This is a genomic window from Arthrobacter psychrochitiniphilus, from assembly GCF_003185915.1.
GTDB classification, from domain to species: Bacteria; Actinomycetota; Actinomycetes; order Actinomycetales; family Micrococcaceae; genus Specibacter; species Specibacter psychrochitiniphilus.
Window position 1 is genome coordinate 29,555 of the sequence record NZ_QHLZ01000008.1, and the last position, 14,973, is coordinate 44,527.

13 protein-coding genes are annotated in these 14,973 nt (G+C 60.6%); 8 read left to right on the forward strand and 5 right to left on the reverse strand.

Annotated features, from left to right (window positions below; all coding sequences use genetic code 11):
- Nucleotides 1-74: 74 nt before the first annotated feature.
- The 7 genes from CVS29_RS13035 (at nucleotide 75) to CVS29_RS13065 (ending at nucleotide 9,548) form a co-directional block, all read left to right on the forward strand.
- Entirely contained in the window at nucleotides 75-2,141 is a 2,067-nt protein-coding gene (locus tag CVS29_RS13035) for a helix-turn-helix transcriptional regulator (protein ID WP_110106766.1), read from the forward strand.
- A 55-nt stretch (nucleotides 2,142-2,196) separates the two neighbouring features.
- Nucleotides 2,197-2,523, forward strand: coding sequence for a hypothetical protein (locus CVS29_RS13040; RefSeq protein WP_245932236.1), 327 nt, complete (start codon nucleotides 2,197-2,199; stop codon nucleotides 2,521-2,523).
- 21 nt (nucleotides 2,524-2,544) lie between these two features.
- Complete coding sequence (gene tatA / locus CVS29_RS13045) at nucleotides 2,545-2,829, forward strand: Sec-independent protein translocase subunit TatA (protein ID WP_110106768.1); 285 nt, start codon at nucleotides 2,545-2,547, stop codon at nucleotides 2,827-2,829.
- A 17-nt stretch (nucleotides 2,830-2,846) separates the two neighbouring features.
- Nucleotides 2,847-3,683: a twin-arginine translocase subunit TatC gene (gene tatC, locus CVS29_RS13050; protein WP_245932237.1), complete on the forward strand. Its 837-nt coding sequence runs from the start codon at nucleotides 2,847-2,849 to the stop codon at nucleotides 3,681-3,683.
- 35 nt (nucleotides 3,684-3,718) lie between these two features.
- Complete coding sequence (locus tag CVS29_RS13055; RefSeq protein ID WP_110106769.1) at nucleotides 3,719-6,616, forward strand: DEAD/DEAH box helicase; 2,898 nt, start codon at nucleotides 3,719-3,721, stop codon at nucleotides 6,614-6,616.
- 133 nt (nucleotides 6,617-6,749) lie between these two features.
- The gene (locus CVS29_RS13060; RefSeq protein WP_110106770.1) at nucleotides 6,750-8,378 is read left to right on the forward strand and encodes an amidohydrolase; all 1,629 of its coding nucleotides are present in this window, start codon (nucleotides 6,750-6,752) and stop codon (nucleotides 8,376-8,378) included.
- 441 nt (nucleotides 8,379-8,819) lie between these two features.
- Entirely contained in the window at nucleotides 8,820-9,548 is a 729-nt protein-coding gene (locus CVS29_RS13065) for a polyprenol monophosphomannose synthase (protein ID WP_110106878.1), read from the forward strand.
- Nucleotides 9,549-9,655: 107 nt separating this feature from the next.
- Here CVS29_RS13065 and CVS29_RS13070 read toward each other — a convergent pair whose 3' ends face one another.
- From CVS29_RS13070 to yczR, 4 genes are all read right to left on the reverse strand, one after another.
- The gene (locus CVS29_RS13070) at nucleotides 9,656-9,997 is read right to left on the reverse strand and encodes an RNA polymerase-binding protein RbpA (RefSeq protein ID WP_110106771.1); all 342 of its coding nucleotides are present in this window, start codon (nucleotides 9,995-9,997) and stop codon (nucleotides 9,656-9,658) included.
- A gap of 161 nt (nucleotides 9,998-10,158) precedes the next feature.
- Nucleotides 10,159-11,094 (reverse strand): SPFH domain-containing protein, encoded by a 936-nt coding sequence (locus CVS29_RS13075; protein ID WP_110106772.1) that lies wholly within the window; start codon nucleotides 11,092-11,094, stop codon nucleotides 10,159-10,161.
- A gap of 83 nt (nucleotides 11,095-11,177) precedes the next feature.
- Nucleotides 11,178-11,663 carry an NfeD family protein gene (locus CVS29_RS13080; protein WP_110106773.1) on the reverse strand — a complete coding sequence of 162 codons (486 nt, stop codon included), beginning with the start codon at nucleotides 11,661-11,663 and terminating at the stop codon, nucleotides 11,178-11,180.
- Nucleotides 11,664-11,726: 63 nt separating this feature from the next.
- Nucleotides 11,727-13,136, reverse strand: coding sequence for a MocR-like transcription factor YczR (gene yczR / locus CVS29_RS13085; protein WP_110106774.1), 1,410 nt, complete (start codon nucleotides 13,134-13,136; stop codon nucleotides 11,727-11,729).
- A 59-nt stretch (nucleotides 13,137-13,195) separates the two neighbouring features.
- On the opposite strand from yczR, the gene yczE reads away from it, so the two are divergent.
- Entirely contained in the window at nucleotides 13,196-14,008 is an 813-nt protein-coding gene (gene yczE / locus CVS29_RS13090; protein WP_179442391.1) for a membrane protein YczE, read from the forward strand.
- Nucleotides 14,009-14,026: 18 nt separating this feature from the next.
- Here yczE and CVS29_RS13095 read toward each other — a convergent pair whose 3' ends face one another.
- Complete coding sequence (locus CVS29_RS13095; protein ID WP_110106775.1) at nucleotides 14,027-14,965, reverse strand: putative RNA methyltransferase; 939 nt, start codon at nucleotides 14,963-14,965, stop codon at nucleotides 14,027-14,029.
- Between the last annotated feature and the right edge of the window lie 8 nt (nucleotides 14,966-14,973).

Here is a 14,973-nt window from a genome sequence, read left to right on the forward strand (position 1 = left end):
CGGCGGCATTTTTTGCTCGTAACGTGGGTGCAGTCCTGACCGGAAAGCCGGGACCCGCCTAGTACGCTGACAAGGTGCCCACAAAAATTGATGCCACCGAACGCCTGTTGAACCTGGTGATCGCCCTCTTGGGCACCAACCGCGGCTACAGCAAGTCCTATATCCGTAGCCATGTCAACGGTTATGCGGGAGAGGGCGCCACGGCTGCACAAGAGAGCAAGGTGGGGGTGGCTTTTGAGCGAATGTTTGAACGCGACAAAAACCAGTTGGCCGCCCTCGGCATCCGAGTTTCGGCTACGAACAGCTATGACAACGAGCTTGAGGAGCAGTACCTGTACCGGATAGACCCCAAGGATTACCAGGTGCCCCAACTGCGCCTCGATGAGCCCGCCATGAACCTGCTGGCGATCGCTGCGAACTTGTGGTCGGAGGCTACCTTCGGGGCAGCAGCACAGTCGGCGTTGCGCAAGATCGCCACCCGGACCGGGACCAGCTGGTATGAGGATGAAACCACCGTCAGCTCACGTGTCCGCACGGCCGAGCCCGCCTTCGAGCCGCTGTGGGATGCGTTGCGCCAACAGAAATTGGTCAGTTTTGACTACCGTCGCAGCGGAGCGGAGGAGGGCACCACCCGCACTGTGCAGCCATGGGGGCTGGGCAACAAATATGGGCAGTGGTATCTGGCCGGTTTTGACGTGGACAAGGGTGAAGAGCGCAACTACCGACTGAGCCGGTTCACTTCCGAGGTAAAAGTCCACACTGGACAAAGTTTTGACCGCCCCACCGCCTTCTTCATTTCCACCGTGTTGGAGCGCCTTGGTACGGGGGACCCTTACTCAGCCCAGGTTGCCGTCCCGGACGGTGCTGCCCATTCCCTGCGCAGCCGGCTTGGGACAGTGGTGCTGGACACTCCGGCCCGGCCCGGTTGGCAGGTGCTCCGGGTGGAATACCGGGAACCGGAATTAATGGCCGACGACGTTGCCGCCTTGGGAGCCCAGGCACACGTCGTGGCTCCTGCCGGACTGCGTGAGGCGGTGGCCGGGAAGCTGCGCCGGGCGGCGGATGCGGCAGCCAAAGGCCTAGTGGCTGGTGCTAGCGCAGCTGCTCCAATCCACTGGGACAAGCCGCTGAAACTGGGCAAGGCCAAGCGTAGGGACACCCCGGACCGGCTGTTGCGGCTGCTGTCCCTGGTCCCGTACTTGGTGGCCAACCCTGGTGTCTCGGTGGCGGAAGTTGTTGCGGAATTCGCCATTACGGAGAAGCAGTTTCAGCGTGATCTGGATACGCTCAACGTCAGCGGCAAGCCCGGCTACTTCCACGGGGACCTGATGGATGCGACCACGGAAGCCGGGCAGGTATTTATCCGTGACGCCGAGACCCTCGCCAGCCCCCTGCGGCTCTCCCACGAGGAGGCCTGCTCTGTCCTGGTGGGTCTGCACGCGCTCACGGCTGTGCCGGGTAGGGGTGAGGCGGCCCTGGCCCAAGCCACGGAGGCGTTGCGCAATGTGGCGGGCGAAGACGCATGGCTGGCGGACGCCGTGGGGCTGGAATTGGTCTTGGGGCCTGAAATGGGTCACCTGGCAGCACTGCAGCAGGCCATCAATGACAGCCGATCCTGCGCCATCCGCTATCTGGTGGGCTCCCGGGACGAGCTCAGTGAGCGGATCATTGAACCGCTGCGGCTGTTCTCCATGGATTCCGCCTGGTATGTGCGGGCGTGGTGCCAACAGGCGCAGGATCGCCGCAGTTTTAGGGTGGATCGGATCGAGATCCTCAAGGACGCGGGGGAGCAGAAACATGGCCTCGGGGACCAAACCGGATGGCAGCCGGGGGCGGGAATTTATGATCCCGGCAGTCATGACCTGCAGGTCTTGCTGGTAGCGGATCCTGCCACAGCCCAACGCCTGGCGCCTGCCTACAATGCTCGCATGTTCGACGGCGGCCCGGACCAGGTGGGTTTAGCCATCTCCGTCGGCGATACCGCCTTGATTGGGCCCCTCATGGCTCGGCTGGGCGGGCACGCACGCGTAGCCGGACCCGAGGCGTTGCGAATAGCAACGGCCACATGGTTGGCGGAAGCAGCCAGCCACTATGACGCTGTTGGCGAAACCGTCCCGGAAACTCACAGGGGCGATGGATAGACTAAGCAACATGCCTTGGTGGTCTTGGATTTTGATATGGATAGCGCTGCTTGCCGTGTCCTTGCTGTTTGTGGCTTTTTTGGCTTTCAAACTCTGGCAGGGAGCCATGGCAACCATGCGCACCTTCTCGCACGTCTCAGCCGAGGTCACCCAGAACTGGGACTCCAGCTTAGAACGCGCCGAAGTGCAGCACGTCACAGAACCGCGTAATGTAGTTCCGGGCGCGGCAGTTTTTGCAACGCCTGAAAAAATGAAGCATGATTACCTAGCTGCCAAAGAAGAACGGCGTTTTGCCCGCCTTCAGCGGCGCGTCGCCCGCAGGAAAGAACGCGGACAGCTCCAATCCTTGCGCGACATCGAAGCTTTACAAGACGTAGGATGAACCAAAAGGAAAGGCGTTACCGTGGGAAGACTTTTTGAGAGCCCCTGGGCTATCACCATCATCATCATTGTTGTCCTCTTGCTGTTCGCAGCACCGAAACTTCCGGGCATGGCTCGCAGCCTGGGCCAGTCCATGCGGATTATCAAGTCCGAGGTCAAGGAAATGAAGAATGACGGCAAGGACGAGACTCCTCCGTCCGCTCCGCCCGCCGCGCCGCAGAGCACTGATGTGCCTTTCGAAGGCAAGATCGTCAATAACCCAGCACAGGGCGACGGAACCGGTACCGGTACCGGCGCTCAGTCATAGAAACCGTCGCTGAACCGGTGAGTGCCACCAAGGGGCGTAAGGCCAACCCTGAAGGGCGGATGCCTCTCAAAGCTCACTTGATTGAAGCGCGCAACCGCCTCTTCAAGAGTGCCTTGGCCATGCTCCCTGGGGTTGTCATTGGCTGGATCCTCTACGATCCACTGATGTACGCCCTGACGGCACCCTTGCGTGATATCAGCCAAATGCGGAACATCAACGCGTCGTTGAACTTTGAGGGCGTCACAACGTCCTTTGATTTAAAGATTCAAATCTCGCTGATCCTTGGCTTGATTATTGCCTCACCCGTATGGATCTATCAGCTTTGGGCGTTTATCACTCCGGGGTTGACCAAGAAGGAACGCCGCTACACGCTTTCCTACATGTTTGCCTCGGTGCCATTGTTCTTGGCCGGAATTTTTGCCGGCTGGATCATTTGGCCTAACATTGTGCGCGCCCTGACGTCCTTCACCCCCGCGGGTGGCAGCAACATCATGAAGGCCATTGACTACTTGCAGTTTGCCCTGCAGTTGATGCTCTTCATGGGTGTCGCCTTCCTGGTGCCGGTGCTGCTTTTCGCCCTGAACGCCATCGGCATGATTCGGGGCCGGACGTACCTAAAGGCCTGGAGATTCACCATTTTGGGTGTGACGATTGTCTCCGCGATGGCCGCTCCTGGTTCTGATGTGATGAGTATGTTCTTCTTGGCCGCACCCTTGCTGGTGCTGTACTTCGGTGCCATTGGGCTGTGCATGCTCAATGACTTGCGCAGGGACAAACGCGCCGCCAAGAAAATCGTTGAATCTGAAGTGAACGCTGATGTTCCAACACCATCAACGGATCTGGAAATACTCTGATATTTTGACCGGTGCGGCTGGCGTAGGCTTGTACTATGCCTTCCACTGACATGCCAAGCCCTTCCGAACGTTACTTGGCAGCCAAAGTGCGGGTTCAAGACAGCAACACTGACCTTGGTGACTTCAAGGCGGGGCTGAATTTTGAACTCGATGATTTTCAAGACACCGCGTGCCGAGCCGTCCAGGCCGGCCGCGGTGTTTTGCTTGCCGCCCCTACCGGAGCCGGAAAAACCATTGTGGGTGAATTTGCCGTTCATTTGGCGTTGCAGCGCGGTAATAAGGCTTTCTACACAACTCCCATCAAGGCCCTGAGCAACCAAAAATTTCGGGAGTTCTCCGATAAATACGGGGCAGAGAACGTGGGTCTGCTGACCGGAGACACCAGCATTAACTCAGAAGCCCCCGTGGTGGTGATGACCACCGAGGTGCTCCGGAACATGCTCTACGCCGATTCCCACACGCTGGCGGGGTTGGCCTATGTGGTCATGGATGAAGTTCACTACCTGGCCGACCGCTTCCGCGGTGCAGTGTGGGAGGAAGTCATCATTCACCTGCCCAGCGAAGTGGCCGTAATTTCCCTCAGCGCCACCGTCTCCAACGCCGAAGAATTCGGCGCCTGGCTGGGCACGGTTCGGGGAGATACCGCCGTGGTGGTCTCCGAACACCGCCCCGTTCCGCTATGGCAGCACGTGATGGTGCGCCGCGATCTGGTAGACCTCTTCGCTGAGAACGTGGCCTTCGACGAAACCGCCCCCGGAACCCCCGGAGAACGTGCCCCTGCACCTGCCAAGATGCCGAAAATTAATCCCGAGCTACTCAAACTGGCCCGCAGTGAATCGGTCAGCACGGGCAGAGACACGGTTCATGGCCGCAGAGGCGGCAGCGGTTCCCGCGGCCGCGGATACCAGGGCACCCCCTACCAGGAGCGTGAGAACCGCTCCAGCAGCCCCCAGGGGTGGGCTCGGGCAGCCTCACGTCCGCAAGTCATCAGGGCCCTTGAGAGCCAAGACCTGCTACCGGCCATCACCTTTATTTTCTCCCGAGCCGCCTGTGACGCCGCCGTGCAGCAGTGCGCGGCCGCCGGGATGTGGCTGACCACGGAGGAAGAACGGGAGGAAATTGCCCGCCGCGTAGACAATGCCTGCGCCGAACTTCCGGATTCCGATAAGGAGGTACTGGGCTTTTGGGGTTGGCGTGATGGATTGTTGCGCGGACTTGCCGCCCACCACGCTGGCATGCTGCCCAGCTTCAAGGAAGTGGTGGAAGACCTCTTTGCGCACGGCCTGGTCCGCGCCGTCTTCGCAACAGAAACCCTGGCCCTGGGCATCAATATGCCGGCCCGCACTGTGGTGCTGGAAAAACTGGAAAAGTACAATGGTGAAGCCCACGTGGCCATTACCGCGGGTGAGTACACCCAGTTGACGGGACGTGCTGGACGCCGCGGCATTGACGTGGAAGGCCATGCCGTGGTGCTGTGGCAACCCGGCACCGACCCGGGCGCCGTGGGCGGGCTGGCATCCAAGCGGACGTATCCGTTGAATTCTAGTTTCCGCCCTACTTACAACATGAGCATTAACTTGATTGCCCAATTTGGCCGCACCCGCACCCGCACCATTTTGGAATCCTCCTTTGCCCAGTTCCAAGCAGATCGTTCCGTGGTGGATTTGGCTCGCCAGGTCCGCTCCAGGGAGGAGTCACTGGCTGGCTATGAGAAGGCCATGACCTGCCACCTGGGTGACTTCAACGAATATGCCAAGCTGCGCCGCGAACTTTCCGATCCCGAATCCGGCGCTTCCAAGTCCAAGGCCAAGCAACGCCGTGACGCCGTGGCACACTCACTGGCCAACCTGCGCACAGGCGATGTGGTGATGGTGACCGGCGGGCGCAACCCGGGTTACGCCGTCGTGCTTGACGCCGATGGCAAGGCACGGGTTCCCCGGCCCGGGGTGCTGGGCCTGGACAAGGAGTACCGCCGGCTGAACGCACACGAGCTCGCAGGTCCGGTGGAGCCGCTGGGCCAAGTGCGGGTTGCCAAGGGGTTCAACCCCAAGGTGCCCAAGGACAGGCGCAATCTGCTGGCGGCTGTGGAGGCCAAGCTGGCCCAACCCACGGCGGCGCTCCCGGACCGCTCCGCCGCCTTCAATCTGACCGGCTCGGCAGCGGGCGACGATGAAGCCATTGCCACGCTGCGCCGGAATCTGCGCGCCCACCCCTGCCACGGTTGCAGCGAGCGTGAAGATCACGCCCGCTGGTCTGAACGGTGGTGGAAGCTGCGTAAGGAGACCGATGGTATTGTGCGGGCCATCCAGTCCCGGACCAACACGATTGCCCGCACTTTTGACCGGGTCATTGACCTGCTGGCAGGCTACGGCTTTGTTGTAGCGGATCAGGCCGGAAATCTGGTGCCCAGCGAGGATGGCCAGCGTCTGCGCCGCGTATACGGTGAAAAGGACTTGCTCATTGCTCTGACGCTGCGCAAGGGCTCCTTCGCCGACCTTGACGCGGCTGAACTGGCGGCTTTCGTCACTACCTTGGTCTACCAATCCAAGCGCGACGCCGAGGGGAGCCGCCCGCGGATGCCTAGCGTGAGTTTGGAACAGGCGGTAGAAGATGTGGTGGTGCTGTTCTCGCACCTGCAGGCTACTGAAGAGTCTCACAAGCTGCCGCTGACCAGCGAACCTGAGATGGGCCTGGTCTGGGCCATGTACAAGTGGGCCAAGGGCCGGAGCCTGCACGATGCCCTTAATGGCACGGATTTGGCCGCGGGTGACTTTGTGCGGTGGACCAAGCAGGTCATCGACCTCTTGGGCCAGCTCTCTTCGGTGCCAGCTGCGCCGCCAGGATTTTCCAGCACCTGCCGTTCCGCCGTTGCATTAGTGCGCCGCGGCGTTGTCGCTTACACCACGGTCGAGAACGAGCCGGTGCAGAGCTAGCCGGTGCAGAACTAGCCGGGGGTGTGCCAGCCCACCATCGCTTCATCGCACGGGTGCAGCGCCCCGATTTTTTTCAGTGAAATATTTTAGTTGCTTTTGTCCCTCAGGGACATTGTGAAAGGACCATGTAGCCATGTCATTGACCCTGTACCGCAACGGTTCGGTATACAGTTCCGCAGACCCCCTAGCCACAGCCATGCTGGTGGATGGGGACGTGGTGGCGTGGGTAGGATCCGAGCACGCAGCCACCTCGCTCCTGGACTCACGTATGCGCGAGGTGGACTTGGCAGGAGCCTTGGTGACACCCGGCTTTGTGGATTCACACGCGCACATCACCGAGACCGGCTTGGCGATGACGTCAGTGGACCTTTCCGGGGCACGCAGCGCCCGCGAACTGTTGGATTTGGTGGCGGACGCCGCGCCTACAAGCACTGGTGTTTTGTTGGGTCACGGCTGGGACAACTCGCTGTGGGCTGATGCCCGGCTACCCCTTGCCGGTGAGCTGGAGAACGCCGCAGGAGGCCGGGAAGTGTATTTGGCCCGGGTGGATGTTCACTCGGGCCTGGTTTCGCCGGCACTGGCACGGCGCTGCGCGCTGGCCGGTATGATCGGCTGGGATGGCGAGGGCCTGGTCAGCGGCGGCGCACATGCTACCGCGCGTGACGCCGCCCGGGACCTGTTCCCCGAACAGCGTGAGTCCGCTCAGCGGAAGGCCTTGGTTCACGCAGCTGCCAATGGGTATGTGGCTCTGGCGGAAATGGCGGCGCCCCATGTTGGCTCGCCGGAGGACCTTGCAGCGCTCGTGGCGCTTGGCCAGGTACAGGGTGGACAAGCGCTTCCGCAGGTATTGCCCTATTGGGGGCAACTTGTCTCCAGCGCCGAGGAAGCCCGCGCCTTGCTCGCTACCCTTGGCACCGATGTCCTGGGGTTGGCGGGAGATATCAATATTGACGGTTCCCTCGGTTCCCGCTCCGCCTTCTTACGCCAACCTTATGCGGATGCGCCCGGGAATTACGGCAGCGCCCAGCTCACCGTGGAGCAAGTGGGGGACCACTTCGCGGCAACGTCTGAGCTTGGTCTGACCGGGGGATTCCATGTGATTGGCGACGGCGCCATGGAAATCGCCGTGGAGGGACTGGAACGTGCCGCACAGCGTGTGGGCATCGACCAGGTCCGGGCCGCCGGGCACCGGCTGGAGCACGCCGAGATGGTGGATGCGGCTGCCATGGACGCGCTGGCAAAATATTGCGTCACAGTTTCAGTGCAGCCGGCTTTCGACGCACAGTGGGGAGGCGTGGATGGCATGTACGCCCGCCGGCTGGGTGTTGAGCGAGCCAAGGAAATGAACCCGCTGGGCCGCTTTTATGCCGCCGGGGTGCCGCTCTGCTTCGGATCGGACACGCCAGTGAGCCCTTTGAACCCGTGGGCCAGTGTGCGCGCAGCACTGAACCATCACGAAGCAACATCCCGTATTTCAGCCCGTGCCTCCTTCATTGGGCATACTCGCGCTGGTTGGCGTGCGGCAAAGAACGAGAACCCCTTCATGGGCCAGCTGGTCCCCGGCGCTCCGGCCAGTTTTGCCATTTGGGATGTGGAGCAACTCATGGTGCAGGTGGCCGACGAGCGCGTGCAGTCCTGGTCCACTGACCCGCGAGCCCGCACACCACTTCTGCCGGCGCTAGATACGGGCAGTGATCCCCGTTGCCTACAGACGGTGCACCAGGGCCGGGAACTGTTTGTTGCCGACGGATTTGCGCTCTAGCCTCCGCGGCCGGAGGTAGCCCTCAGTGAGTAACAGGCGGGCTTTTAATGCGTAAAAAAGATTACTGGAGACTCGCGGGGCTGACCTGCACGGATACGTGTCTGCGCAGGTCAGAGCCGTGTTGACAGGCTAGCTATAGGGAATTAGCTTTAGGGGAGCGGTGAACCTCCCACGGGAGGTTACCGGTCGGTACGGATTTGAGTTCTGCCGACACTTTGGGGATAAGTTCACGCGCCAGTAGAAAACAAATCCGATCGCCACCATGGTGAACGTCGCATTTGGTCCGAAGGCGCGTGAACTTATCTTTTCCCCCGGGCCCTCGCCTATACTAGACACTTGGCGCTACCCGTCTGCCACTGTGGCTTGATGGCACTTGCCCGCCCGGGCGGAAGCTGAGGTAGTGCCCCTCACCTAAAAATCATTACGGAAAGGCACCAATTGCTGCGTGTCCTGACGATCATTCCCACCTACAACGAGATCGAGTCACTGCCGAAGACTCTGGCGCGTCTGCGGGCCGCAGTGCCACATTCGGATGTGTTGGTTGCCGATGACAACAGCCCCGACGGTACCGGAGCATGGGCGCAGGAATATGCGGACAATGATCCGCAGGTCCACGTCCTCCACCGTGCCGGTAAGGAGGGACTCGGTGCCGCATACCTTGCCGGTTTCACCTGGGGCCTCGATGCAGGCTATGACGTGCTTGTTGAAATGGATGCTGATGGCTCCCATCAGCCCGAGCAGCTACCGCTGCTCCTGGACGCCATTGAGCAGGGCGCAGACTTGGTGCTTGGTTCTCGCTGGGTCCCCGGCGGCAAGGTTGTCAACTGGCCGCTGCACCGCAAACTGATTTCCACCTGCGGCAGCCTCTACTCACGAGTGATTCTGGGGATCTCCATCCGCGATGTCACGGGCGGCTACCGGGCCTTCCGCCGTGGCACCTTGGAAGCTCTTGACTTCAACTCCGTCGAATCAGTGGGTTACGGATTCCAGGTAGATATGCTGTGGCGTGTCTGCCAAAAGGGCATGAAGGTGGTTGAAGTTCCCATCACGTTCGTGGAACGCGAATTCGGCGCCTCCAAGATGAGCGGCAACATTGTCCAAGAAGCCATGGTCAATGTCACCAAGTGGGGATTGAGTGCCCGCTGGAACAAGCTGACCGGTCGCAAATAATCCGCCCCCTGGCAGCGCTGTGATAGTTGTTCCCACCTGCCTTAACAGATAAGGGTGCCCCCGAGGAGTATCTCGGGGGCACCCTTATCTGTTAACGCAGGTGTTGGCTAGACCTTTTCCCCACGCTTTTCGCGCAGGATGGTCAGGCGGTCCGCCAGGATGACTTCCAGTTCAGGAAGGGTGCGGCGCTCCAGCAGCATGTCCCAGTGAGTGCGGACAGGCTTCTCGTTGGATGTGTCAGGTGCCTCACCGTTGACCAGCAGGGCTTCCTTGCCGGTCTTGGACATCCAAGTAGCTGGCAGCTCGGCCTCGGCTGAGAACATGACAAACACTTGCTCACCATCTGCACAGCGGTATTCCACACGTTGGCGGGGAGCCGGCTCCACGCCTGATTCCGTCTCCATGCTTTGTGCGCCCAAGCGCATGCCACGCAGGCTGCGATCGCTCATAACTTCTCCCTCAAGTTGATTACTGCTGTTTCAACGCTGCACGTCCGCCAGTTGTTCCTGCTCTGCCGGGATGAAGCAAAAAATCCGGCCGGGCAAACGCCGCGCGGCCAATCACCCATTATACGTGATTGGCCGCGCGAGGTTTGCAGGGGTACGTTGGGTTATTGCCCGGCACCTGCGAGAGGATCGACGGCGTCGTCCGTGTCAGGGGTGGTAGTTCCCAGAACGTTGCCAATGCCCTTCAGGGCCTCACCCACTTCGCTGGGAATGATCCACAGCTTGTTGGAGGTTCCGGAGGCAATCTTGGGCAGTGTTTGCAGGTACTGGTATGCCAGCAGCTTCTGCGTGGGATTGCCCTTGTGAATGGCGGAAAAGACCTTCTGGATCGCCTGAGATTCACCGTCGGCACGCAGGATGGCTGCCTTGGCATCACCCTCAGCCTTCAGAATGGAGGACTGGCGTTCACCTTCAGCAGTCAAAATAGCAGACTGCTTGGTTCCTTCAGCTGTCAGAATCGCGGCACGGCGGTCACGCTCTGCACGCATCTGCTTCTCCATGGAATCCTGGATGGACAGGGGCGGGTCAATGGCCTTGAGCTCAACACGGCTGACGCGGATACCCCAGCGGCCCGTGGCCTCATCGAGCACGCCACGGAGCTGGCCGTTGATCTGGTCGCGGGAAGTCAGTGCTTCTTCAAGGTTCAAACCACCCACCACGTTACGCAACGTAGTGGTGGTCAGCTGCTCCACAGCCTGAATGTAGTTGGCAATCTCATATGTTGCCGCACGCGGATCCGTGACTTGAAAGTACACCACGGTGTCAATGGAGACCACCAAGTTATCTTCGGTGATGACCGGCTGCGGGGGGAAAGAGACTACTTGTTCACGCAAATCAAGCAGTGGTAGCAGACGGTCCACGAAGGGGATGAGGACTGTGAGTCCAGGATTGAGTGTGCGCTGGTACTTACCCAGACGCTCCACCACACCGGCGCGGGCCTGCGGAATGATGCGTACTGAACGCACCAGAACAATAACTACGAATATCAGCAGGACAAGAACAACAAATAGCCACACGATTGTGCCGGCTCCGTCTACCATGAAATCCCCTCTTTTCTGTGTAAAAAACGTGTCTCTACACCGGCCAGCTCACGCAGTTGCGGGCCCGCTCAGCGTAGAAATACTTAGGCTGTTGTGGCGGCCGTTCCGGACGCTTTGTGGGTGCTGGGGTGGGTGATGACGGCTGTGGCCCCATCAATGGCGGCAACTTCAACCGTGGCGCCTACAGGAATCTCGGTGCCCCCTTGGACACGAGCACTCCAAATATCTCCGCCAATCTTGACCAGCCCACCACCGGTACTCACAGCTTCCAACACCACTGCAGAGCGCCCAATGAGGCGGTCCACGTTGGAGAGCTGGTCAGCTGGACCGCGGTGCAAATGGCTTAGGGCCAAGGGCCTGATGAGAACTGTCGTGGCGAGGGCCACAACGCAGAAGATGACAATCTGTAGCCACAGCTCGGCACCGAAGAGGAACGCCACGAGTGCGGCGAGGGCTCCGACAGACATCAAGATGAAGTACAGACTCAGCGTCAGCATTTCGGCCACTGCCAGGAGCAGAAAAACCGTCAGCCAGATGATCCAGCCGAAATCATTGATCCATTCAAGCATTGGGTCCCCCTTAGGGCTTATTTCGTATCTACGACACTACTACGTTGAGCTGAAAGTTTCCGGTTAGATTACTGCCTGTTGGGGCAATCTTAAGGGTTCTGAACCGACGTGGCCGGCAATGTCGCTCAGGATCGCCACGCCGTGACGTAACTGGGTGCTTTCATAGCAAAAAGGCAGCCGCAAATACCGCTCAAATGCACCATCGAGGCCAAAGCGCGGGCCGGATACTAGAGCCAATCCCTGCGAGCGCGCTGCCAGTGCCAGGGCGGAACTGGACATTGTCTCGGTGTTGATCCATAGTGACAAGCCCCCGTTGGGGATGTTAAGGCTCCACTGTGGCAGCAGTTCTTGTAGGAGTTGGACCAGGGTGTCGCGTCCGCGCCGAAGTTCCCGGCTGCGGCTGGCAGCCATGGACGGCAGATCCTTGAACAGCGCCAATGCTGCAAGCTGTTCCACGATGGGGGTGCCGAGGTCTACGGCGGGTCGGTTGCGCAGGATTCTGGCCTGCATTTCGCGGGAGCTTCTGATCCAGCCAATTCGCAGTCCGCCCCAGGCGAGCTTGCCCAGTGAGCCCAGCGTGATGATGTTGGGGGAGAAGCTCGCCATGGGGGGAAGCGGCCCGCGGTTGATGTCCAGCAGGGCAGTGGTTTCATCGACAACCAGAATTGTTCCTTCTCTATCCGCGGCGGCTGCTAGGAACTCCCTTTCGGCTATGGACATGCTCAGTCCTGTGGGGTTGTGAAAGTCCGGCATCAGGTAGGCCATGCTGGGAGCCGCGCGACGGATTTGCAGGAGCGCCTGCTGCACATCCCAACCGCTTTCCGCCCGGACGGGGAAGGCGAGAATGCGTGCGCCGAGAGAGGTGAAGGTATCCAGTGCATGAGGGTAGGTGGGTTGCTCAACCAGGATCCGTTCCCCGGGGGAGTACAGGGTGCGGGCCACTAGATTCAGCCCGTGTTGGGCCCCAATGGTGACCATGATTTGATCCGCCGAGGTGGGCAGGCCCCTGTCAGCGAAGTGTTGAGCGATGGCCTCCCGCAGATCCGGTAGGCCAACCATGTCAAAACCGTCATGGGAGAGATAGTTGGGAAGTTCGGCCAAGGCGGATGCATAGGCGCACTGCAGACCTGGGTAGGCGGGCGCTGTTGCCTTCGTGAAGTCAAAAGGCAGGCCGGAGTGTAAAGAATGCTCGCCCCGTTCCATGCCGGGCAGGCACAGGGTACTTCCGGAACCACGAACACTCTCCAAAAAGCCGTCCTCGCGGAGTTTTGAGTAGGCGGCCGCAACCGTGGTACGGCTCAAATCCAGTGCCTGGCTCAGTTCCCGCTCAGCAGGCATGCGCGCACCACTAGACAACCGTCCGTCAAGGAGCAGAACCCTGATGCGTTCGGCCAGTGACTGGTAGGCGGGGGCGTTGCCGCGCCACTCGCCCAGTTCTCGGGCTAGCCGGTGACCCGTGACAAAAGTGTTCATGAGTCCACATTAGTTGAATTGGATCTATCTTGTCAGGCCACTTTGCCTAGACTTGCAGTATGAATTCTTCATCCGCATCTTTTCTCACCACTCAAAGACTCTCTGCCCGGCTTGTGCGGCTCGTGGCCGGCTTGCTCTTGTACGGTGTGGCGATGGCGTTGATGATTCGGGGCAATATAGGCGCTTCACCGTGGGATGTCTTTGCCCAGGGCGTATCCCGTACAACACAGATCTCCTTTGGCATGTGCACCATCATTATCAGTGGGGTGGTGCTGCTGCTGTGGATTCCGCTGAAGCAGCGCCCGGGGGTCGGTACCATTGCCAACGCCGTTCTGGTCGGGGCTTTTGCTGATGTAGGCCTGTTTCTGATCCCGGAGGCTCATCACTGGGCGCTACAGGTACTCACCTTCAGCTCCGGCTTGTGCCTTATTGCCTTTGCTACCGCACTGTACATAGGAGCTGGCCTAGGCCCGGGCCCGCGGGATGGGCTGATGACGGGACTGGTTCGTGTGAGCGGAAAGCCAGTATGGCTGATCCGGACCGGCCTGGAGTTTTCGGTGGTGGTGATTGGCTTCCTGCTCGGCGGGGTAGTGGGGGCAGGTACGGCGGCGTTTGCGCTAGGGGTGGGGCCACTCACCCAGGTGACGCTGCGTTGGCTCCATGTTGACCTGCACGCCAAGACCCCGGGCAGCGCCGTGACGGCGGCGGCCCCTGCGCCTGCACCTGACATTGCCCCTGCGCCTGCACCTGACATTGCCTCTGAAACCGACCCTGCCCCTGCCTCTGAATCCGCCTCTTTGCACAGTCGTGAAAGAGAACGGGACGTGCGGCGGCAACAAGGCGCCGAGCCGGAGCCTCTGCCGGCGGATTAGTTTTGCTTTCCAGTGAACTTAGTTTTGCTTGGCCGTAAATGTGGAGATTCGGAAAGCAGCAGTCGCTGCGCTCAGTGCTGGCAGGCCAGCAAGGTGCGTACTGGCCTCCTTGGCCTCTAGGTGGTGGCCGGCTGGGCCCATCAGGGCCACATTGGCAATGTCCGCCGGGCCCAGCTGCAGGGGAACGACTAACTCACAGTTCCCTGCCGGGGTGAAATGAGCCTCGAGGGAATGGTTGAGCGCGGCTTCCTTGTCTTCTTGAATTCCTAGCAGAGACGCCTCCTGGGCGATCTCGGCAAGATGACTTGCCAGTGGGGTCACCACCACCAAGGTGCCACCGGGTTTGAGTACGCGGGCAAACTCTTTGGCATTGCGGGGCGCAAAGACCACCAGAACCACATCGGCCGTGTTGGCTCCCAGCGGCAAGGCACGCCACAGGTCCCACACGATGTTCAGTGCTTCGGGGTTACGCCGAGCAGCCCGGCGTAATGCGAACTTTGAAATGTCCATGCCCACCGCGAACGGGCTGCGAGCGCCGCCGGAATTCTCACAGCCGCCCTTTGGCCAGTGGTGATCTTGGTTCCCAGCCGGCGAATTCTCAGTTTCTGGGTGGAAAGCTGCCAGGATCTGTTGAAGGTACCAGCCGGTGCCGGTGCCGGCGTCCAGAATCATGTGCGGCCCGGGCCCTGGCAGGAGCCGGCGGATAGTACTCGCCAGCGCGTCGCCGAGAGGGCCGTAGTGGCCGGCGTCCAGAAAAGCGTCACGGGCCGCCACCATGGCGGCCGTGTCCGGAACAAACTTGGTGCCATGGCCCGTGAGTAGATTCAGATATCCCTGGCGTGCAATGTCAAAGCTGTGGCCGCGCTCGCAGCAGAGGGCGCCCTCCCACTTTTCGGGGGCTGTGAAGCCACCTCCGCAGTGGGGGCAGAGCAGTGCGTTCAGTGCAGAGAATTCCATGGCTCCAA

What these genes read in the sequence shown, in the direction of transcription:
- CVS29_RS13060 (WP_110106770.1), top strand. Translation starts at nt 6,750, where the DNA reads ATGTCATTGACCCTGTACCGCAACGGTTCGGTATACAGTTCCGCAGAC.
- CVS29_RS13055 (WP_110106769.1), top strand. Translation starts at nt 3,719, where the DNA reads ATGCCTTCCACTGACATGCCAAGCCCTTCCGAACGTTACTTGGCAGCC.
- CVS29_RS13080 (WP_110106773.1), bottom strand. Translation starts at nt 11,663, where the DNA reads ATGCTTGAATGGATCAATGATTTCGGCTGGATCATCTGGCTGACGGTT.
- yczE (WP_179442391.1), top strand. Translation starts at nt 13,196, where the DNA reads ATGAATTCTTCATCCGCATCTTTTCTCACCACTCAAAGACTCTCTGCC.
- CVS29_RS13070 (WP_110106771.1), bottom strand. Translation starts at nt 9,997, where the DNA reads ATGAGCGATCGCAGCCTGCGTGGCATGCGCTTGGGCGCACAAAGCATG.
- CVS29_RS13075 (WP_110106772.1), bottom strand. Translation starts at nt 11,094, where the DNA reads ATGGTAGACGGAGCCGGCACAATCGTGTGGCTATTTGTTGTTCTTGTC.
- CVS29_RS13095 (WP_110106775.1), bottom strand. Translation starts at nt 14,965, where the DNA reads ATGGAATTCTCTGCACTGAACGCACTGCTCTGCCCCCACTGCGGAGGT.
- yczR (WP_110106774.1), bottom strand. Translation starts at nt 13,136, where the DNA reads ATGAACACTTTTGTCACGGGTCACCGGCTAGCCCGAGAACTGGGCGAG.